16 protein-coding genes are annotated in these 22446 nt (G+C 44.0%); 10 read left to right on the top strand and 6 right to left on the bottom strand.

Translation table 11 applies throughout. From position 1 onward, the window contains the following. The first annotated feature begins 95 nt into the window (after nucleotides 1-95). The 3 genes from ACSLP7_RS00745 to ACSLP7_RS00755 are packed head-to-tail and all read left to right on the top strand — an operon-like array spanning nucleotide 96 to nucleotide 1671. On the top strand, nucleotides 96-554 hold the full coding sequence (locus ACSLP7_RS00745; protein WP_272831875.1) for a 6-pyruvoyl trahydropterin synthase family protein: 459 nt from the start codon (nucleotides 96-98) through the stop codon (nucleotides 552-554). Beyond that, nucleotides 535-1221, top strand: coding sequence for a GTP cyclohydrolase I FolE (gene folE, locus ACSLP7_RS00750; protein WP_435577534.1), 687 nt, complete (start codon nucleotides 535-537; stop codon nucleotides 1219-1221). Before ACSLP7_RS00745 ends, folE begins: the two co-directional genes overlap by 20 nt. A 33-nt stretch (nucleotides 1222-1254) precedes the next feature. After that, nucleotides 1255-1671: a DUF2452 domain-containing protein gene (locus ACSLP7_RS00755; RefSeq protein ID WP_435577535.1), complete on the top strand. Its 417-nt coding sequence runs from the start codon at nucleotides 1255-1257 to the stop codon at nucleotides 1669-1671. 3 nt (nucleotides 1672-1674) lie between these two features. Here the strand turns inward: ACSLP7_RS00755 and ACSLP7_RS00760 are convergent, their stop codons facing one another. Continuing rightward, nucleotides 1675-3723: an HD family phosphohydrolase gene (locus ACSLP7_RS00760; RefSeq protein WP_435577559.1), complete on the bottom strand. Its 2049-nt coding sequence runs from the start codon at nucleotides 3721-3723 to the stop codon at nucleotides 1675-1677. A gap of 139 nt (nucleotides 3724-3862) precedes the next feature. Here ACSLP7_RS00760 and ACSLP7_RS00765 point away from each other — a divergent pair, with 139 nt between their 5' ends. Both ACSLP7_RS00765 and ACSLP7_RS00770 read left to right on the top strand, forming a co-directional pair. Continuing rightward, on the top strand, nucleotides 3863-5047 hold the full coding sequence (locus ACSLP7_RS00765; protein WP_435577536.1) for an acetyl-CoA C-acyltransferase: 1185 nt from the start codon (nucleotides 3863-3865) through the stop codon (nucleotides 5045-5047). 8 nt (nucleotides 5048-5055) lie between these two features. Next, nucleotides 5056-5805, top strand: a complete 750-nt coding sequence (locus ACSLP7_RS00770; protein ID WP_435577537.1) for an NlpC/P60 family protein — start codon at nucleotides 5056-5058, stop codon at nucleotides 5803-5805. Nucleotides 5806-5858: 53 nt separating this feature from the next. Here the strand turns inward: ACSLP7_RS00770 and ACSLP7_RS00775 are convergent, their stop codons facing one another. Beyond that, nucleotides 5859-7112: a tetratricopeptide repeat protein gene (locus tag ACSLP7_RS00775; protein WP_435577538.1), complete on the bottom strand. Its 1254-nt coding sequence runs from the start codon at nucleotides 7110-7112 to the stop codon at nucleotides 5859-5861. A gap of 66 nt (nucleotides 7113-7178) precedes the next feature. After that, nucleotides 7179-9698: a DNA gyrase subunit A gene (gene gyrA / locus ACSLP7_RS00780; RefSeq protein ID WP_435577539.1), complete on the bottom strand. Its 2520-nt coding sequence runs from the start codon at nucleotides 9696-9698 to the stop codon at nucleotides 7179-7181. 259 nt (nucleotides 9699-9957) lie between these two features. Between gyrA and ACSLP7_RS00785 the strand changes: the two genes are divergently transcribed. Both ACSLP7_RS00785 and ACSLP7_RS00790 read left to right on the top strand, forming a co-directional pair. Continuing rightward, complete coding sequence (locus ACSLP7_RS00785) at nucleotides 9958-12513, top strand: ATP-dependent Clp protease ATP-binding subunit (protein ID WP_435577540.1); 2556 nt, start codon at nucleotides 9958-9960, stop codon at nucleotides 12511-12513. A gap of 99 nt (nucleotides 12514-12612) precedes the next feature. After that, entirely contained in the window at nucleotides 12613-13002 is a 390-nt protein-coding gene (locus ACSLP7_RS00790; protein WP_435577541.1) for a hypothetical protein, read from the top strand. 17 nt (nucleotides 13003-13019) lie between these two features. On the opposite strand, the gene hutH is transcribed toward ACSLP7_RS00790, so the two are convergent. Next, entirely contained in the window at nucleotides 13020-14528 is a 1509-nt protein-coding gene (hutH, locus tag ACSLP7_RS00795) for a histidine ammonia-lyase (RefSeq protein ID WP_435577542.1), read from the bottom strand. A 73-nt stretch (nucleotides 14529-14601) separates the two neighbouring features. Continuing rightward, on the bottom strand, nucleotides 14602-16146 hold the full coding sequence (locus ACSLP7_RS00800) for an NAD(P)H-hydrate dehydratase (protein WP_435577543.1): 1545 nt from the start codon (nucleotides 16144-16146) through the stop codon (nucleotides 14602-14604). Between the two features lie 193 nt (nucleotides 16147-16339). On the opposite strand from ACSLP7_RS00800, the gene gcvT reads away from it, so the two are divergent. The 3 genes from gcvT to ACSLP7_RS00815 are packed head-to-tail and all read left to right on the top strand — an operon-like array spanning nucleotide 16340 to nucleotide 18557. Further along, nucleotides 16340-17422, top strand: coding sequence for a glycine cleavage system aminomethyltransferase GcvT (gene gcvT, locus ACSLP7_RS00805; protein ID WP_435577544.1), 1083 nt, complete (start codon nucleotides 16340-16342; stop codon nucleotides 17420-17422). Continuing rightward, complete coding sequence (locus ACSLP7_RS00810; protein ID WP_435577545.1) at nucleotides 17423-18268, top strand: sugar nucleotide-binding protein; 846 nt, start codon at nucleotides 17423-17425, stop codon at nucleotides 18266-18268. It abuts the gene before it with no gap. A gap of 10 nt (nucleotides 18269-18278) precedes the next feature. Then, nucleotides 18279-18557 (top strand): 4a-hydroxytetrahydrobiopterin dehydratase, encoded by a 279-nt coding sequence (locus tag ACSLP7_RS00815; RefSeq protein WP_435577546.1) that lies wholly within the window; start codon nucleotides 18279-18281, stop codon nucleotides 18555-18557. Here ACSLP7_RS00815 and ACSLP7_RS00820 read toward each other — a convergent pair. Next, the gene (locus ACSLP7_RS00820; RefSeq protein WP_435577547.1) at nucleotides 18547-22374 is read right to left on the bottom strand and encodes a M48 family metalloprotease; all 3828 of its coding nucleotides are present in this window, start codon (nucleotides 22372-22374) and stop codon (nucleotides 18547-18549) included. The genes ACSLP7_RS00815 and ACSLP7_RS00820 overlap by 11 nt on opposite strands. Nucleotides 22375-22446: the final 72 nt, after the last annotated feature.

A 22446-nucleotide genomic window follows, 5' to 3' on the forward strand; every position in this document is an offset into this window, starting at 1 on the left:
ACCATTGTCATCTCCAATAGCTTTATAAATAAATTTTGTTTAATCTTTAACATATATGATTAAACAAAAAGCTATCTTTACTAAAAATAATGCTGATGAAAACTACAATGCTAGGCAGCTCAGCCCTTTTAGAACGACCTACGGCGCTAAAAACTGCGATTATTAGACGGGAACACTTCAATGCGGCACACCGTTTGCATAACCCTAATTGGAGTGAAGCCAAGAATCAGGCGATTTTTGGCAAGTGTAATAACCCACACTACCACGGTCATAATTATGAATTAGAAGTAAAAGTCATTGGATACTGCGACCCAGAGACGGGATATGTGATGGACGCTAAAGTACTATCAGACCTCATCAAAGAGCAAATTTTGGAGCGGTTCGATCACAAAAATCTCAACCTGGAAGTTTCAGAATTCAGCAACCTCAACCCTACTGCAGAAAATATTGCACGTGTGATCTACGAGTTGCTAAAAGTTCAACTGCCTTTAGATACTGAATTAAAAATCACCCTTTACGAAACACCGAGAAATTATGTTGAATACCCTTATTAATGGTCATAAACTTAATGGCTTCTCTACCGAAGAAATTGGTGACGATCACCTGTACACAGGAATAGAAACCCCTATGCGCGAGGATGCTTTTGCGCTTTCTGACGAAGAAAAAAAAGAGCAAATTGCTGATCTATTTGGTCAAATCATGGATGTGATGGGACTGGATCTCACAGACGATTCACTTCGAGGCACACCCCATCGTGTGGCCAAAATGTATATTGAAGAGATCTTCAGCGGACTCAACCCTAAGAACAAACCACGCGTTGCGCTTTTTGATAATAAATACCAGTACAATCAGATGTTGGTGGAAAAGAACATCAGCTTCTATTCCAACTGTGAGCACCACTTTGTTCCTATTGTGGGAAAAGCCCATGTAGCCTATATCTCTTCTGGAAAGGTAATTGGTCTTTCCAAACTGAATCGAATTGTACAGTATTACGCCAAACGTCCACAGGTTCAAGAGCGTTTGACCAATCAGATCGCAAGAGAGTTGGTCACTGCATTGGATACTAAGGATGTAGCGGTAATCATTGATGCCAAGCACCTTTGTGTATCTTCACGCGGTGTTAAGGACGACACTTCCTCTACCGTGACTTCTTATTATGGCGGAGCATTTAATAGTCCGGAGCGCATCGCTGAACTACAGAATTACATTCAGGGACTATAAGCACTTAAAACCCGATTTTGCTACCTTTACCTTATGGAAGCGAAGAAACCGGACAACGTAGTATATAATGAAGAGGAGCAGCGTTACGACGCTGCTCTTAAACCATATGCCACCAACGTGGGAGCTCCGGCCATTACTGCTGCCGATAACTCCGGATGGAAACTGACCAGTGTTAAGACGGTCAATGAGCGTTTTCAAGCTAAGTTTGAAGACATACACAGACAATACCAAGAGCTCACCGAACAGTATGAGCGCAACCAGTTGGTATACAATGCCAAATTCAACTTTACGCCACAGTTAGGGCAAACCTATCACCTATACCGAGATAAGCACTTACAGCCTTTCTTATCGATTATTGGCCCTACGGAATGCAACTTTGACTATGTGGGTAGCTACCGCATCAATGCAGATAAAATGTGGGAAGAAGTACCCCAAGCGGCTAATCAATAAATGCTATTCCGGATATTCTACCCTGAGGTGGTAGATATTAGAAAGCTTCTTTTTCAATACCTTTTTTACCGTTTGAATCTCCTTAAAGGTGATGTTGGCATTTAAGAACTGGCCTTGCTCCATTTGCTTGCTGACAATATTCTCAACAAACGCCTCAATCTTAGTATAAGTCGGTTCTTTTAGACTTTTACTAGCAGCCTCTACGCTATCGGCCATCATAAGGATAGCTGTTTCTTTGCTAAACGGAATAGGCCCGGGATATCTAAACGGTGCGTCATCCATTTCATCTCCTTTTTGCTCTTGAGCCTTGCGGTAAAAATAATAGACCAAACTGGTGCCGTGGTGAGTCCGGATAAAATCGATCACCCGATCCGGCAGGTTGTTCTTTTTAGCGATCTCAATGCCTTTGATCACATGATCAATAATGATGCGTGCACTTTCTTCTGGCGCCAAATCATCATGAGAATTGACAGCGGTAGCCTGATTCTCTGTAAAATAGGTTGGATTGGCCATCTTGCCAATATCGTGATAAAGCGCGCCTACACGGATCAACATGGCATTTGCTCCGATCTCATTGGCAGCTGCTTCTGCCAGATTGGCTACATTGAGCGAATGGTGGAAAGTTCCAGGAGCTTTGTTGGAGAGCTCTTTAAGCAATTTGGAATTGGTATCGCTCAGCTCTAAGAGGGAAACATCAGAAACCAATCCGAAGATCTTCTCATAAAAATAGATCAGTGGATACGACAACAAAGTGGCCAGACCCGCCAGAATAAAATACCCAAAGGTCAGCTCGTCCAAACTCGTGATTCCACCTTCGTGAATAATGTTAAAGGCCAAATAACCCAACATATAAATGATGGTGATCTGCCCCACAGAGATAAAGAGGTTTGCGCGTTTGTAGAGTTCAGACACGGTAAGTATGGTGACAATACCAGCAATGATCTGTAGAAACATATACTCAAAACTGTTCGGAACAATAAATCCTAGAAGCAGTACGGTAAGTACGTGGACAAACAAACCTAAGCGGGGATCAAAGAATGCCTTCAGAATCAGCGGCAACACACAAAGTGGTACCACATAAACGTATTTTGGGTCATATTTCACCACCAATGTGGTCAACAGGACCATCAACACTATATTGAAAAAGATAAAGGTGACCTTGGTGTTATTGGCAAAGATCTCCTGACGGTATTTGCGCAAAAAGAGCAAGAGCATCATCAGCGCAAGTGAAACCAACAAGGAGTAACCAAAAACGATCCAATTATAATTGGACTTGGTCCAAACCTGGCTCTCGTATTCCATGCGGAGCGATTCCAAGATCTGGTACTTCTCCCCTTCTACAACCTCTCCTCTGGCAATGATTCGCCTATCGGCCTCCACAATACCTTTGGTGGGGGAAATCCCTGCCAAGGCCTCCTCAAGAGTTGTTTCGGTAAAGCGTTTATTATAGCTGATATTGGCCTCAAAGATGCCCGACAAGGCATTGAGTAATTGACCAGCATCTGCAGCATAAACGCTGGAAGTAATTTGCCCATTGAGATAATTGTTAAGTTCATCCAGCATCATCAAACGACCAAATGCAATTCGAGAACCTTGATTACCTTCTCGAATAAAAACCATCTTATCTTCTGGATATGGCATGGTCTGAGATATGAGCCCTGGATTATAGATCTGTGCAATCAATGAGCTTCCATAAGTACTTAAAACCGATAAGGGATAGGTGCTGGTAGAATCTATATAAGCGGTGGACAGACGGTTTTCAAAGTTTTGGGTAACCCGTGTAACCACGCTGGCATCCCGATCAAAATAGGGCGTGATATTATTTCTGATCTCCTCTTGTTCCAAGGCAATAGCCTCGGCATCTTTCTTGATCGCAAAATCAAAAGGTGCATACAGGTTCTCATCTTGCCAAACCTGTCCTTTTTGATAATCGTATTTGAATTTCCCGCCTTTAGGAAAGAAATAAATGATCAATACTGTGGCCGCTACAAAGAGTACGGCTTTGTAGAGTAGGGATTGGTTTCGGTAAAAGTTAAAATTGAATTTTGCCATCTTGAATCCACTCAAAGATACCGATATAATTGGATTTGCCAAGCCTAACCCAAGGCATTGACTCAGATGTTAATTGGTTGCTGAATCTTTTTAAAAATTGTAGTTTTGCAGGACAAAATCAAACACCTAAAAAACTGTTATGTCTACAAAAAAAGTTGTTATCGTATCTATGGCCAGAACCCCCATTGGGAGTTTTATGGGGTCTTTATCAACGCTTACTGCAGCCCAATTGGGAACCGCAGCGATCAAAGGCGCTCTGGATAAGATCAATCTAGATCCGAAGCAAGTAGACGAAGTACTTATGGGCAATGTGGTACAAGCCGGAGTTGGACAAGCTCCAGCGCGTCAAGCCGCTTTAGGGGCCGGTATCTCAGATCACGTTCCCTGTACTACAGTAAATAAAGTATGTGCTTCTGGAATGAAGGCGGTAATGCAAGGAGCTCAGGCCATTCTTTTAGGCGATGCAGAAATTGTTGTTGCCGGAGGAATGGAAAGCATGAGCAATATTCCACACTACCTACCGCTTAGAAAAGGCCACAAATTTGGACCGCAAACCATGATCGATGGGATGCAAAAAGACGGCTTAGTTGATGCATATGATCAAAACGCCATGGGTGTTTGTGCAGATCTTTGTGCCACTGAGTATGAATTCAGTCGAGAAGATCAGGATGCATTTGCTATCCAATCCTACACCCGTTCTGCTGCAGCTTGGGAAGCTGGAAAGTTTGCTGATGAAGTAGTTCCTGTTGCTGTTCCGCAACGCAAAGGGGATCCAATAATCATTGCAGAAGATGAAGAGTACAAGAATGTACGCATGGAAAAAATACCTCAGCTCAGACCGGCCTTTACCAAAGAAGGTACAGTAACTGCTGCAAATGCCTCTACCATTAATGACGGTGCTGGTGCAGTAGTATTGATGAGCGAGGAAAAAGCAGCCGCTATGGGACTGACTCCATTGGCTGTAATAGAATCTTATGCCGATGCTGCTCACGAACCTAAGTGGTTTACCACAGCTCCAGCAAAAGCGCTTCCAAAAGCATTAGCTAAAGCTGATGTGAGTATGGATGCCATTGATTACTTTGAATTTAATGAAGCTTTCTCTGTAGTAGGATTGGCCAATATGCAGATCTTAGGACTCAATGACGCCAACGTCAACGTAAACGGAGGTGCCGTCTCTTTAGGTCACCCACTGGGATGTAGTGGTGTTCGAATCTTGATCACCTTGATCAGTGTCCTAAAACAAAACGATGGGAAGCTCGGTGCTGCTGCTATTTGTAATGGCGGCGGAGGTGCTTCGGCCATGGTTATTTCTAATCCTAACTAATTCGGACCTTGAATTACGGCCTTTGCCCTTTAAGTATTGTTCCCGTTAGAGAATCTGCGGCAGATACCAGTGAGCTGGTGACGCAAATACTCTATGGCGAGCACTTTAAGGTTTTAGAGTCTCGAGCTAAATGGAGTAAGATCCGTTTGGAATGGGATGGCTACGAAGGCTGGATTGATAACAAGCAGTGGTTCCAAATTGATAAGGAACAGTACGATGCTTTGACTAATCAGCCAGAAGTTCTCACTGCAGACTTGGTAGATTTTATTACCAACGAAGCCGGGCAATTGATGCCCGTGCCAATTGGAAGCTGTGTTCATTCCACACAATTATTGGATCATTCCCATGAGGGCAACACGACCTCTGGAACTGTTGACAAGGCTCATTTGGTCAATACCGCACTACTCTATTTAAACAGTCCGTACCTCTGGGGCGGAAAAACTCCTTTTGGGATTGACTGCAGCGGATTCACTCAAATGGTTTACCGTTTGAACGGTTACAGACTTAAGCGCGATGCCAGTCAACAGGCTACCCAAGGAGATGCCTTTAGTTTTATTGAAGAATGCGAACCAGGTGATTTGGCATTCTTTGATAACAAAGACGGAGACATCATTCACGTAGGGATTGTCCTTAAAGACAATTATATCATTCACGCCCACGGGCAGGTGCGTATAGATCGATTGGATCACACCGGAATCTTCAATGCTGAGCGCAACACCCACACCCACAAATTACGCGTGCTTAAACGCATTGTTTAAACCAAAAAAAACCACCGCCAAAGGCAGTGGTTTTTACAGCAGGGATGTATTGGTTATCCACCAAGCTCTTCTAAGCGAGCTTTCTTAGCTTTAAACTTTTCGGTATCTCCTAAGATGGAGTAAATGTTCATCAGCGTACGAACGATCTCTACATTCTCTCTAGCCTCATTAGCCTTTTCGAAATATGGAGCCGCCTCACGGTAAACGTTCTCACGTTGCGCCTTTAACTCATCGTAACGACGGTTGTCTGCTGCTGAAGTTCCTAAGTTGTTCATCTCTTCAACAATCGCTCCTTCTTGAGCAATGATCAAAGAAGCCATGTTTAGATTTGCATCTGCAAAACTAGGATCAATCTCTAGGGCTTTCATATAGTAAGCTTTAGCAGATTCAGTATCACCAGCTTTCGCTGCAACAACGCCTAGGTTGAATTGCGTCTGTGGGTTGTTTGGTTCTTTCTCAGCTGCTTCATTCATAAGCTCTTTGAAGCGTTCCAAGTTACCCATTTTGTATTGTACGTCAGCTTCTGTCATCAAAAGACCCATATCGTCTGGAGCTAAAGCACGCGCTTCTTTCATAGCAGCGATAGCTTCCTCATTACGTCCAAGACTTACATAAATCAAAGCGATGTTCTTAGTGATCTCTGTAGCCTTTGATTCTGTCTTTACAGTTTCTGGTTTGATGAAATCTCCACTCTTAACATATAGTTCACGCTCATTTGTTGAGTTAAACTCTTTCACTTCTCCAGTTTCCTTATCAGTAGCTACATACTTTTCAATGATTCCAGTATATCCTACACTTTGGAGCTCTTTATAGTGCTCAATAGCTTTGTCATACATCTTAGCAGTCACTAAGTTGGACGCTGCAAAGTACAAGAAAGAGGTATCCTGAGGGTTAACACGGTACATGGCCTCTAGTTTGCTCGCTGCCGCTTCATAGTTCTTTGCATTTTGATCTGCTACTGCACTATTTACGACCGCGGTACGCAAGGTGTTCCCTAGATTAATTACGTCAGGATTCTCCGCATCGATCTCCTTTGCCATTTTAATGGCCTTGGCAGCCTCCAACATATCCGCAGAATTGGTGGTCTCTCCATTCATAGATAATGCTTTGGCTTTATACAAGTAATAAGTAGCTTTTTGCTCATCACTTGCAGCCTCCAAAAGGCCACTCATACCGTTAATTAGGCTTTTGGCCTCGGTAAAGTTATTTCCTTTTAACGCCTTACCAATTGCACGAAGCTCCTTCTTTTGTGCAAAGGTGCTCACGGTTCCGGCAATCAATAAAACAGTCAATAATCGTGTTCTCATGTGTTAAAAATTTAATGCGCTACGGTTAATGTTCAAACCGCAGTCTCATTGTTGTGGTTTTAGAAATTACTCATTAGGTCCATCTGTCTCTGTATCCGTATCAATCGCCGTGCCATCTTCAGTAAACTCGTCCTGATCAACGTCGTCTTCATCATGCATCACTTTGGCTACTGCGGCAATAGAGTCGTCATCTCTTACTTTGATCAATCGAACTCCTTGGGTTGCTCTACCCATTACCCGCAGATCTTCTACGGCCATTCTAATAGCGATCCCAGACTTATTGATGATCATCAGGTCGTCTGCATCGCTCACATTTTTAATGGCGACTAATTTACCGGTTTTTTCGGTAATACTAATGGTTTTTACTCCTTTTCCACCGCGATTGGTAATACGGTAATCCTCTAAAGAAGAACGTTTTCCATATCCATTCTCAGAAACTACCAGAATATCCGTTGAAAAATCGTTCACTGCGATCATTCCAACCACTTCATCGTCTGGTCCTGCCAGGGTAATTCCACGAACACCAGAAGCGTTTCTTCCCATTGGTCGGGTTTTCTCTTCTTCAAAGCGGATGGCCTTCCCAGATTGAACAGCAAGCATCACTTGGCTATCACCAGTGGTGAGTTTAGCCTCTAGCAGCTCGTCGTCTTCACGAATGGTAATGGCGTTGATCCCATTGGTACGCGGACGTGAATACTGCTCTAGTGAAGTTTTCTTCACTTGTCCTTTCTTAGTAGCCATGATCACATAGTGACCGTTGATGTACTCTTCGTCCTTGAGGTCTTGCGTACAGATAAAGGCTTTCACCTTATCGTCTGGTTCTATATTGATCAGGTTCTGAATAGCGCGCCCTTTAGAGGTCTTGCTTCCTTCTGGAATTTCAAATACGCGCATCCAGAAACACTTTCCTTTTTGCGTAAAGAACAACATGTATTGGTGGTTGGTTCCCACAAATAAGTGTTCTAAGAAGTCCTCGTTTCTTGTAGCAGAGGCCTTCTGACCTACGCCTCCGCGATTTTGTTTCTTGTATTCGGTAAGCGAGGTACGCTTGATGTATCCCGCATGAGAGATGGTAATTACTACCTTCTCATCGGCAATAAGGTCTGTGATGCTTACATCACCACCTGCGTATTCGATGTTAGAACGACGCTCATCACCAAATTTCTCGCGTACTTCTTCCAACTCTTCTTTGATGATGTCCATACGACGCTCCTTTTTAGCAAGGATGTCTTTGTAATCTTCAATGGTCTTCATCAATTCGTCATATTCGGCGCGTAATTTGTCTTGCTCCAGTCCGGTCAATTGACGCAGACGCATCTCCACAATCGCTTTGGCCTGAATCTCGGAAAGCTCAAAGGCTTCCATCAATTTAGCGCGAGCCTCATCGGCATTGGCAGAGGCACGGATCAGCTTGATCACTTCATCAATGTTGTCAGAAGCAATGATCAATCCTTCTAAGATATGTGCGCGCTCTTCAGCCTTGCGTAATAAGTACTCGGTACGACGCACCACTACCTCATGACGGTGTTCCACAAAATAGTGGATCAATTCCTTGAGGTTCAATAGACGCGGACGTCCATTTACTAAGGCAATATTGTTCACGCTAAAGCTGGATTGCAGCTGCGTGTATTTATAAAGCATATTGAGCACGATGTTTGGAATCGCGTCGCGCTTCAATACGTATACAATGCGCATCCCTTTACGGTCGGACTCATCGCGAATGGTAGAAATCCCTTCGATCTTTTTATCGTTGACCAGATCAGCGGTCTTTTTGATCATGTCCGCCTTATTCACTTGATAAGGAATCTCGGTCACGATGATCGCTTCACGACCGTTCACTTCTTCAAAGCTGGCCTTTCCGCGCATCACGACACGACCGCGTCCGGTGTGGAACGCATCTTTTACACCTTCATAACCGTAAATGGTTCCTCCTGTAGGGAAGTCAGGTGCTTTGACGTGCTGCATGAGCTCGTCAATTGTAATATCGTTATCATTAATATAGGCGATGGTTCCGTCCACTACCTCTGACAGGTTGTGTGGTGGCATATTGGTCGCCATACCTACTGCAATACCTGAAGCACCGTTGATCAACAAGCCTGGAACACGCGTAGGAAGCACTGTAGGCTCTTTTAAGGTGTCGTCAAAGTTCAACTGGTGGTCTACGGTCTCTTTGTCAATATCGGCCAGCATTTCTTCTGAAATACGTTGCATACGCGCTTCCGTGTATCGCATTGCCGCTGGAGAATCTCCATCAATGGATCCGAAGTTACCCTGTCCATCTACCAACATATAACGCAAGCTCCACTCCTGAGCCATACGTACCATGGCGTCGTAAACCGAGGTATCGCCGTGCGGGTGGTACTTACCGAGTACCTCTCCCACAATACGAGCAGATTTCTTGTGTGCAGAACCCGCTCGAACCCCTAATTCATACATTCCGTACAGTACCCGGCGGTGCACCGGTTTCATTCCGTCACGCACGTCTGGCAGTGCACGTGACACAATGACCGACATCGAATAATCGATGTAGGCTGACTTCATTTCATCTTCAATGTTGATAGGGATTAATTTTTCGCCTTCAGCCATAAAAAAATCGTTTAGTTTTCAATCAAAATTTATAACAAGGCAAGATACGTTTTTCAGCCCATTTTTATTGGTGATCACAGCGCTTTTACCTACAATTTTATTAACAAATTTTTAGGGTATTTTCGTTAATAACTCTGGGTGTATTTGTTTGGTTATGCGTTTGTTTTTTCGTCCTTTTACTTACAAACGGGTATTTGAGGTACAATTTTTGCTCCTTAATCAATGTTTTAGTAATTTTAGACAGAAAGGAATTCTAGATATGGATGATAATTTTTCTCCCAGAGTAAAAGACGTAATTGCCTACAGTAAAGAGGAGGCATTGCGCCTGGGCCATGACTTTATCGGCACCGAGCACCTGATGCTTGGCTTGCTGCGTGATGGCAATGGGAAAGCAATAAATATTCTCAATGCGCTGGATATCGATCTGAACAACCTGCGCAGAAAGGTGGAAATACTGAGTCCTGCCAACCCAAATTCGGCAGCGACCTCCAACGATAAAAAGAACCTACACCTGACCCGTCAGGCCGAGCGCGCTTTAAAAACCACTTTTTTGGAGGCCAAGTTGTTTCAGAGCTCATCGATCAACACGGCGCACCTCTTGTTGTGTATTCTCAGAAACGAGAATGACCCAACCACTAAGCTATTGAACAAACTCAAAATAGACTACGACGGCGTGAAGGACCAATTCAAATTCATGATCGCGAACGACGACGATTACTTAGACTCACCAACGGCTGAATCTTCTTTTGGAGATGATGACGAAACTACGGATGAAGACAGCGGAAAGGACAACCCATTCGGCGGTGGAAACGCAAAAAGCAACAAAAAGTCCAAAACTCCTGTTTTAGACAACTTTGGACGCGACCTTACGGCGCAAGCTGAAGAAGGTAAATTAGACCCTGTTGTGGGACGTGAGGCCGAAATTCAACGTGTTTCACAGGTGTTAAGTCGACGTAAAAAGAACAATCCCCTGCTCATTGGAGAACCTGGAGTAGGTAAATCTGCCATTGCAGAAGGATTGGCTTTGCGTATCGTGCAGCGAAAAGTGTCCCGTATTCTTTACGACAAGCGCGTGGTTACTTTAGACCTGGCAAGTTTAGTTGCAGGAACTAAATACCGCGGACAGTTTGAAGAGCGTATGAAAGCGGTAATGAACGAACTGGAAAAGAATGACGACATCATTTTGTTCATTGATGAGATTCACACCATCGTCGGCGCCGGAGGCGCTACAGGATCTTTAGACGCTTCGAACATGTTCAAACCAGCCTTAGCGCGTGGTGAGATCCAATGTATTGGTGCCACTACTCTAGATGAGTACCGTCAATACATTGAAAAGGACGGAGCTCTAGAACGTCGTTTCCAGAAGGTTTTAGTGGAACCTACTTCTGTGGAAGAGACCATTGAGATCTTAAAGAACATCAAAGAAAAATACGAGTCGCACCACAATGTGACCTATACTGACGACGCTTTGGAAGCTTGTGTAAAGCTGACCAATCGTTATATGACCGACCGCTTCTTACCGGACAAGGCTATTGACGCCTTGGATGAAGCCGGATCTCGCGTGCACATTACCAACATCAATGTGCCATCGACCATTTTGGACATTGAGACCAAATTGGAAGAAGTGCGTGAGTTGAAGAATACGGTTGTCAAAAAGCAGAAATACGAAGAAGCTGCCAAACTCCGTGATGACGAGAAAAACTTAGAGCGCGAATTGGCAAGAGCTCAGGAAGCCTGGGAGAACGAATCCAAATTACATCGTGAAACGGTGTCTGAGGATAATGTGGCCGAGGTAGTTTCCATGATGACTGGAGTACCAGTAAATCGTATTGCGCAAACAGAAAGCAACAAATTGGCCGAATTGCCGGATAGAATCATGGGCAAAGTAATCGGACAGGATGCGGCTGTTAAAAAGGTGGTCAAAGCCATTCAGCGTAACCGTGCAGGATTGAAAGATCCTAACAAACCGATCGGGTCCTTTATTTTCTTAGGACAAACTGGTGTGGGTAAAACCCAGTTGGCTAAAGTATTGGCCCGCGAACTCTTTGATTCTGATAATGCCTTGGTGCGTATAGATATGAGTGAGTATATGGAGAAATTCGCTGTATCTCGCTTAATTGGAGCGCCTCCGGGATATGTTGGATACGAAGAAGGTGGACAGCTTACCGAGAAGATCCGTCGTAAGCCTTATGCAGTGGTCTTATTGGATGAGATCGAAAAAGCACACCCAGATGTATTCAATATGCTCTTACAAGTATTGGATGACGGTTATTTGACGGATTCCTTAGGACGTAAGATCGACTTTAGAAATACCATCATCATCATGACCTCCAATATTGGGTCTCGTAAGTTGAAAGACTTTGGGCAAGGGGTTGGATTTGGTACTTCTGCTAAGATGAATCAAGCCGATGCTCACGCTAAGAGTGTGATTGAAAATGCTTTGAAAAAGACCTTTGCACCGGAATTCCTCAACAGAATTGACGATGTGATGGTGTTTAATGCTCTAGAGCGCGAAGACATTCACAAGATCATCGATATTGAATTGGACAAACTAGTTGGACGCATCTCTGATTTAGGTTATACGTTACAACTAAGTGAAAAGGCCAAGGACTATATTGCCGATAAAGGCTTTGATAAGGACTACGGAGCGCGACCACTCAAACGCGCCATTCAGAAATATATTGAAGACGCCTTGGCGGAGGAGATCATCAATTCCAATCTGGAAGAAGGAGACACCATAAGTATGGATCTGGATTCCAAAACCGAGGAACTCAAAATAAAGATCAAAAAACAAAAGAAGCCTACGAAATCGTAGGCTTCGGCTTTTTGTGCAGAAGCTGATTGGACTTTCTAATTTTCACAACAAATCAGAAAGTCCAGTCGACTTCCTTTTCTTCTATAATAACCACCTATCATGACCAAAAACCGAAAAATACTTTTAGGCATACTCACCTTTTTACCCTGGGTCTTTTTGATCATCTATTTGGTGAGCTTTTTTAGCTTTTTTAGCGATATAGCTTTTAGAGATCCACAAGATTTTGAAGAAGAACCCTTTGCCATATTTAGAGGATTCTTTGGGCTGATCATACTCGTGTTGATCGCTGCAGGAATGTCCATAGGCATGATGATCTATTATTTGATCCATTCTGGAAAGAATCCGAAGATCAAAGAGTCAGAGCGCATTGTGTGGATACTGGTGTTGATCTTTGCCAACAGCGTAGGTTCTTTGGTCTATTACTTCATGTATATCGTTCCCCTACCCGAACCGGGCAGCGAACTGATTGAATCGAACGAAAACGGCTAAAAGAACACTAAGACTGACTAGTAGAGCTCCGCAGAGTCGATCTGCAAACTGCGCAGAAATTCCACGCTCGCGTGAATATCCTCGGACAACAAACGATCTTCTGAAACAAAAGGTACTTCCGCACGGTACAACTCCAAAATTGAAGCCAAAAAGGGCGCTGTTTTTAAAGGTTCTCTAAACACCAATGCTTGGGATGCATTCATAAGCTCTATAGCCAACACCTTTTGCACATTGACCGCAATGCGGTAACATTTGGTAGCTGCGTTAGCTCCCATACTCACATGGTCTTCTTGTCCATTGCTAGATACGATAGAGTCTACAGATGCCGGGGTCGCCAACTGTTTGTTTTGGCTCACGATACTCGCTGCAGTATACTGCGGAATCATAAAACCAGAATGCAGACCTGGCGTTTGCACCAAAAAGTCGGGAAGTCCACGTAAACCAGAAACCAATTGGTAGGTTCTACGCTCGGAAATATTGGCAAGTTCTGCCAAGGCTATTCCTAAATAATCCAAAGCCAAAGCCAAAGGCTGACCGTGAAAATTCCCACCAGATATGATGCGATCCTCACCTACAAAGATGTTGGGATTGTCTGTTACGGAATTGATCTCCGTAAGTATGGTCTTGGACGCAAACTCTAAAGCGTCTTTGGTAGCTCCGTGCACTTGAGGCACACAACGGAAGGAATAGGGATCCTGTACACTGGATTTTTCAGAAGCAGCGATCTCACTTCCATCTAAAAATTCCAATATTCTCGCCGCGGTATTGATCTGCCCTTTGTGAGGACGTACCAAATGCACCAAGGGATCAAAAGGACTCAGATTACAATCAAAGGCGTCTACAGATAAAGCGGCAATCAAATCCGCCAAATAAGCTTGTTTATAGCCTTTTAAGAGTAATTCAACTCCGTAGGCCGACATGAACTGGGTTCCGTTAAGTAAAGCCAAACCTTCCTTAGCCTGCAGTTTAATTGGAGTTAACCCAAGCTCTTTTAATACTTCTGAAGCATCTTGTCGTTCTCCTTGATAGTATACCGCTCCTTTTCCCAATAGCGGCAAAGCCAAATGAGCTAAAGGTGCTAAATCACCAGAGGCTCCTAAACTTCCTTGCTGATACACTACAGGAAAAACCTCATTGTTGTAGAATTCCATCAGCAATTCTACTGTAGACAAAGCCACTCCAGAATGCCCATAACTCAAGGACTGCACCTTGAGCAGCAGCATAGTCTTTACAATATCAGTGGGAACTTCTTCTCCGATTCCGCAGGCATGAGACATGACCAAATTCTCCTGCAATTGCGTGAGCTTATCGTCAGAAATAGCCACATTGCACAAACTTCCAAAACCCGTATTGATTCCATATACAGGCTCCTTGGATTGTTGCATTTTGTGATGTAAATAATCATAAGCAGTCTCAATACGCTGCTTTGCGGCTTCACTCAAGCGCAACTGGTGCGGCTCGGTGGCAAGTTTTTGCAGAAGCGGGAGGTCTAAAGTTGACGACCCAATTTCATAGACTCCTTCCATACTGTTAGTTGATCGGGTAAAAATACACTTTCTGACTCAATTAATGGAGATTCCTAAGGGCAAGTCACTGGATTTACTGAGCCTCTTCTTCTTGTTGCTGCGGAGGTTGTTCTACCTCAAAGAGTTTGATAAATGCATTGCCGATATTTTCTGTAATGTCTGAGGCCAAAAGGGCTTGATATCCCAAGTGCTGTACTGCAATATCTCCTGAACTTCCGTGTAAATAGACACCCATGGCGGCAGCTTGCCACGTCGGATAGCCTTGCGCCATGAGTCCTGTGATCATTCCCGCAAGAACATCTCCACTACCTGCAGTAGCCATTCCTGGGTTACCCGTGGAATTAATCAGTGTCCCTTGAGGAGTACAAATGCAGGTGTGCGCACCTTTTATGAGTATAACAACCTGGAGTTCTACAGCAAAGGCTTGTGCCTTTTGTAATTTATCAAAATCATCGGTCCAATCGCCTAGTAATCGCTTGAGTTCTCCGGGATGCGGTGTCAATACAGACTGCTGAGGAATTTTAGCATAAAGCTCTTTCTTTGACGCTAGTAAGTTTAAAGCATCAGCATCCAATAACACAGGTGCCTCTTGAGCCTCTAAAAATTGATCTAAAGCAGCTAAGGATCCATCTTCCATACCCATGCCCATTCCAATTCCGTAGGTGTGAGTAGGCTCCAAAGGAATTGAATTTAAAAAAGACTCTTCCTCTGAACAACTGGCCATAGCTTCTGGCACAGTAGTTTGCAGGACTCCTAAGCCACATTTAGGAACATGCGCGGTAGCTAATCCACTGCCAGCGCGTAAAGCGGCACGAGTAGCCAAAACAACAGCGCCCATTTTACCCAAACTACCTCCAACGAGCATACTGTGGCCGAAGGTTCCCTTGTAAGAATACTTTTCTCTGGGTTGATACCAACTTAAAATATGTTGTTTATGCAACAGGGTAGCAATTGGTGGCTGGGTCATGACGAATTCCGGATCTAAGCCTAAGTCGATGGCTTCCCATGTATTGGTATAAATCCCCGTAGAAGGCATAAAGAAAGAAAGCTTTGGCAGTTGAAAGCTCAAAGTGTGATTCGCTTTTACAACCGCTTCAGGATCCTCTATCGGAGCATTAGCGTAAAGACCACTTGGCAGGTCAATAGCTAAAATAAAGGCGCCAGCGGCGTTTAGATGTTGCACCATGGCCTTTACCCATCCGTCCATACAACGGTTAAGGCCAATCCCAAAAATGGCATCTACAACCACATCGTCTTTATGGATCTCCGGAAAACCGTCCTCACTGGTTATGAGTGTTGGCCATTTCTTGGTGACCTGCTTGATTCGATCGTAATTGATCAAAAAGTTCTTAGAACGTTTATCACTGCAATTCACCACATAAGTATGCACATTATAGCCGTGTTGAATTAAATGGCGGGCCAAGACCAGACCGTCTCCCCCATTATTTCCTATACCACAGAAAATCCGAACCGGTACTTGGGCACCGTGCATGCGTGAATGTAGCCAATTGAATACTTGGATACCCGCGCGCTCCATAAGGTCGGTCGGGCCGAGTTCTTGCTTTTGAATGGTGATGGCATCTGCTTGGTAGAATTGTTCTGCGGAGAAAATATTCATGCGGTGTCTGGGTATTTGTATTGCAGCCTTAAAGGTAGGGCTTTCTAGCCGACTGCTGGTGGATTTATTTTTAATAAATTCTATCCGTCTAGCCTCTAAAACTGGGGGAATAATACTTAAATTTGCTCAGCTTCGTTTTGAGTTTTAAAGCAGAAGCCGAAATCAATCTGAACATAATAAAACCGATATCGTTTTGAAAAATACCGCACTTTCTGAAACTCATATGGCCTTAGGAGCAAAAATGGTTCCTTTTGCCGGTTACAATATGCCCGTGTCCTATGAGGGCGTAAATATTGAACATGAAACTGTTCGCAAGGCCGTGGGCGTTTTTGACGTTTCACATATGGGTGAGTTTTTGGTTAGTGGGCCAAATGCTTTGGAACTGATCCAGAAAGTATGTTCAAACGATGCCTCCAAACTCACTGTTGGTAAAGCTCAATACAGTTGTTTCCCAAATGAAACAGGTGGTATTGTAGATGATCTCATCGTTTACCGAGTGAAAGAGGAAGAATACCTCTTGGTGGTCAATGCTTCTAATATCCAAAAAGATTGGGATTGGATCAACAAACACAACAGCATGGGCGCACAGCTGCGTGACATCAGCGAGGACTATTCGCTACTTGCAATTCAAGGGCCAAAAGCTGTTGAGGCCATGCAGTCTTTGAGCAGTGTGGATTTAAGCGCGATCAAATTCTACAATTTTGTAGTGGGAGATTTTGCCGGAATTGAGCATACTATCATCTCTGCTACTGGATATACCGGGAGCGGAGGTTTTGAAATCTACTGCAAAAACAGCGAGGTCAAACAAGTTTGGGATCAAGTTTTAGAAGCCGGAGCAGATTTTGGCATCAAACCTGTAGGACTTGCGGCTCGCGATACCCTGCGTTTGGAAATGGGCTATTGCCTTTACGGAAACGATATTGACGATACCACCTCTCCTATTGAGGCTGGACTCGGTTGGATCACCAAGTTCACCAAAGATTTCATTAACAGCGAAGCTCTAAAAGACCAAAAAGAGCGCACGCCAGAGCGCAAATTGGTTGGTTTTGAATTGGATGATCGCGGAATTCCACGTCAAGGATACGATATTGTTGACGGCAATGGAAACAAGATTGGTGAAGTCACCAGCGGTACCATGTCGCCTTCTTTGAAAAAAGGATTGGGAATGGGTTATGTGCCTGCTGTTATGGCAGCCCCAGGAAGCAAAATCAACATTCAGATCAGAAAGAACGCCGTTCCCGCAACGGTGGTTAAACTCCCGTTTTATAAAGGATAAGTGCGTAGAATACTGATTCTAGGAGCTAGCGGTTATTTAGGGCGGATCTCGTATAAAGAACTTACCCCCTACCTCCACTTACACGGCACTTACTTTTCAGCAGATCAGTATGAGGACAATCAAGTCATGCATCGGTTTGACCTGGAGCGTGATTCTATTGCAGCGCTCTTACGGGAATTGCTTCCTACGGAGATCATTTATGCCTTAGATGGACCCTATCCAGAACAACAACAAGCCTTAAAGGTCATTGTTGAGTATTGTCGTGCAGAAAAGGCCCGACTGATCTTCTTCTCCAGTGTTGCTGTGTTTGATGCGGTAAACTCCCATGTGAGCTATGAGAACGACAAACCTTTACCGCAATCTGCATACGGCAAGCACCTGACGCAAATGGAACGTATTTGTGGCGATCTGCCAGCTTCCCTTTTTAGTATTCTGAGATTGCCTTTGGTTTTGGGAACCAACGCGCCCTTGATCAAACAACTCAGAGCTGCCCACCAACACAAGGCGCATTTTGAGGTGAATCCTAACCAGATCATCAGTGTCAATACCGAGCAAGAGATTGCAAGACAACTGCATTATATCATCAATCGCAAATTATCTGGAATCTTTCATTTGAGCAGTACGGATCTGATCCATCACAGCGATCTGTTTTTAGAGCTTTCCCAAAAGTTAGGCTTGACAGAAACGATCTTTGCTTACAACTACAGTTCCAACGATGATGAATACTATGCCTTGCTACCCAAATACAATTTATTACCCGCCGAGTATAGAAACTCAGTCGCGAACTTGATCAATCAAGTCGTATTGAATGAACAAATCAGTATCTTCAGTTCTAAGAAATACTAAAACAAATGCTATGAAATTATCGGACGATCAAATTCAACAAGCCCTTCAAGAATTACCTGATTGGCGTTATGAAGACGGATTTATCAAAACGGAGATCGTATGTGCGGATTTTAAAGCAGCTTTTAGTCTGATGACCCGTATTGCCTTTGAGGCCGAGGCGCTTAATCACCACCCCAACTGGGACAATGTCTACAACCGGATCAACATCTCCCTACAAACTCACGATGCTGGTGGAATCACCGATTACGACATTCAACTGGCGCGAACAATCAACGCGCTTAAGGCGTAGTGCTGATATATTGACGTTCCGATGGGAACAGCAGTGCGTTGGCACGTTTTCTCCAAGCCAAAGGCGTCTTATCTTTCAAAACCATACAAGCTAGTGAATAGAAGTATCCCTTTTGATAGATCTCCCTTAGCTTGATATTCGCTTCCATTGCCACAATATCCTCTGCCTTAAGAGCATCGATAAAGAGTTCTAGATCTGCGGCATCAACTCCAACTTGCTCCACATAAGGTAAAAATTCCTGGTAAGCATCTCCATTATTAATGGCGAGTCCAATGGCACTCCAAACCGTATCACCATTGAGTCCAATTTCTGAATCAACGGCCATAGCTTCTGAGATCATCTCAGGAGTAGCCCCGTCAGAAGCGGCGATTTGTCTGAGCAAATAAGGTTTGAAAAGCGGATTATCCATAGCCATAGCGAAAGCCCCTTCAAGGTCTCCAATATGGATCAAGTGATAAGCGTAGTTAGGATTAGCTCGCTTACCATCTACATCGCCACTTTCTAATCCGCCATAGAAATCAAGGTCGGAACTGCTATACGTTCTAAATTCATAGGTGTTAAAACTGGAGCGCAAATCCAACAAACGCAAAATGCGGGTGGCATCCTCGGCTATTAAAGTTGCCAAGGCATCTTCCTCTGCAGCAGTTTCAAAGGCCATTAAGGCTTCTTCCCAGCGTTCGTTCTGCCCGTAGACATAACCCGAGGCATAGCCCAACCAAGGATGATCTGGATGCGTGGTGTAAGCTGCTGTATACTTAACGTTCTTGGCTGCTTCATCTTCCATGCAGCGGATATTCATATACAGATAATCTGGATTCTTAGAATCTTGTTCAAACTTGCGACTGATCTCTTCACAGAAAGCGATTTGCTCGGTTTCATCAGCTTGAATCATCATGGCGCGCAGTGTTGGCACATCCTCACCGTAATTATCCATACGAGCGTACAACATATTATCGGCATCTTCATAACGCGTACTCATATTGAGCCAGTTCACCAATTGTGCATCCGACGGATTCTCCCACTGTGCATGGGCAAAGATCAAATCCTTCAATTGCAACGAATCCTCTATTTGATTTACTAGATCATAGGCATCTATGTCGCTGTAAGCGGTCACAGCGGATTTACGCGCTCCTCTGCTACTACTGGAAAGTTCGATAGAGTTTGGTGGCTCCTGTAATAGATAATCCACTTTGGTGTCTATCAAACGTGGACTGCCCAGATAATCGGGCGCAGCGTCGCCATCATAACCGTAAAACACAGCGTATTTCACAAACAAGGCAGCTCCGGCCACATTGTAAACATAGCCGCGACCAGGCGCTCCAATTTGAGCGGTATAAGTCTCGATTTGGTTACCCCGCGGATCCGTTGTGATCAATTGATAATCGGTATTATAACTTACATCTAAAGATTCATAAGTGTGTGCACCAATAGTTATTTCCTGACCTCCTGTGGTTACAGTCACAGGAATACCCAAACCATTGTATACCAAAAGATCTGTTCCTGTAGTGGAACTCCCTAAGAACAAGGCCCCACCGATCAATACCACAGAGGCTGCAAATTTCGATGCAGCTCCAAAAAGTCCTTCGCCCAACATAAAACGATCCCACAACTTAAGTTTGCGCTGAATCTTTCGTTCTTTTCCAGGAGTTAAGACACTGTATTCAGGTATCATTTTATTGGCTAAAGATGCCGGTGGCAAACTCTTTTTATTCCAATAAGCATCCGCTATCATATCTTCTACATCTAACAAACGCTCCAAGGCCATATTGCGCAAGAGCTGCAAGTTTTGACGTGCCCCTGCAGCCCAACCAGCCGCAGCATTGATCCAACGATCCATATTTTCACGATCGGGAAAGCCCAATTTAAACTCTTCATAAAGCGCCTCATAACTGTGAGCCTTCATGGCTTCAATAATAGCAGGCTCTAACTCAATTTTGGTACTGTCGTGATAAGCCGCTTTAAAACATTTATAATAATCGTTGGCAGCTATATGAATTTGAGAAAATTCCTCACTAGAGACACGCCCGTCCGCTATTGCAACGCTTACGGTATTGTTGAATTTGCGCTCGGCATCGTTTAGATCTGCGACAGCGTGCTCTGCATAATGGATCAAATGAGCTAAGGATTTCAAATTCTGATCCCAATTGCCGCCTAATTGTTGGGCCATCTGATACGCATAGCGTCTGCAGTTCTTATCGTGAGTCCTAAGGGAGTCAATAATGGCCTCTTTCTCTTGCTGAACACTCTTTAAAACATCATCTATATCCTTGCGTTTGATCTGTTCTCCGCGGTGCCAAATCGCTCTTTTTTCGATAGTGATGACCTCGTGTTTGGAGATTTCAAGTGCTTGAATTTCTTCTTGTAGCTCCTGATATTGATCCAGTTGTTGTTTCAAGGTTTCTGAATACAACTGGCTCTTGATTCGCTCAAGATCTAGCGCAGCTCCCTCAGCTTCGTAAATTTCGTCTATAGAATCGAAATTGAGAAAAGCATATCGATTCATGAAATTGGAGGCGTATTTTGGGTCCAAGAACGTCCAGTCAAAATACTCCTTTTGATAGGCCTCTAAAGTCTCTGCTTCTGTCGGCATTTCTAGATCCTTTGCATTCGAGGTTGCAATGAGACGTTTGGTCATCTCTTCTTCCAAAGCAGCTGCATTGCTAAAAAGGACTTCAGCTTTTCTGTTGTCTATGTCTGAGGCCAAATACGAACGCTTAGCGTTGTCTTCTCGATCTTTATCAACGGGGTGGGTAGACCACATTTGTGGCGGATTGTATGCGCGAGAGGTAAACACGCGGTGGTTTGCCGGGTCTAGGGTATCCATTGTTGGAGATTCGCCGTAAAGCGGGTCATCCAGAACCTGCTTCATATTTTTAATGTATTGGCTTTGTACCGTATACATATTGTTCATGGTCTTGGACTGCGCCAGCTGAACATTGACAAAACTCATGGCATTGTTAAATGCCTCATCAGCAACTTGTAAGCGGTGCAAGGCGTGGATCAGCGCGTCACTCCCAGTAAGAGAAACCGCAACCAGATCTGCCTGAAATTCCATTTCACGAGACAGGGCACGCTCCGCAATAACCACTACGCTGAAGCAGGTTTCTATCAACGAACGCACCGCCCAGACCAATATGGAAAGGATCCACCCGATCCAAGCTACGCGAATGTCTATGGATGAGATCATTCCTAAGAACTTATCAAAGGCATCTCGCTTACCTACTATACGCGCTGCAATTTGCTGCGCTACATAGACATAACGTCCTAAAAGCATGGAACGTTGAGCAAAATGGCCAAATTCGTGGGCCAATACGGCTTTGAATTCTCCCAAACTCAAAACATTAGTAAGGCCTAAGCCAATTTCGAGATTCTTCTTTGAAGGGATGATCAGGTTAATCAATGACAGATCGTAAGAAACACTAGCGTTCACTCTGTGGGTCAAGAATACTTTGTGAGGTCTTGGTGCTTTGGCCTCATCGGCGAGTTTATAGATATAATCAAACAGGACAGGCTCCTCCTCTTGGGTAATAAAGCGCTGCATAGGGTTTTCAACCTTTTTGTTCAGAAAGAACAAAGACTTGATCAAAAACAAACAAATGAAGGCGTAACCTCCAGCCAAAACATAAGACCAGAGATCATCTCCATTCATAAAGGAATAATAGGCCAAACGTCCAAACCAAAAAGTCAGAACAAAATACAATCCAATAAAAAGCAATAAACCTAAAATGGAAAGGATCACATGTTTCTTGAATGATTGCGTAGGATTGGTGTAGCCCTCCGGAACATTCTTTGGGCCTTGAGAGTAAAAACTGTCCATGAATATTAATTGTTAGCACTTAAATATAAAACAAGCCTTTAAAAAGTCCGCAGCAACTTATCAACAAAAGAC

Source organism: Gilvibacter sp., from assembly GCF_965601605.1.
GTDB lineage: Bacteria > Bacteroidota > Bacteroidia > Flavobacteriales > Flavobacteriaceae > Gilvibacter.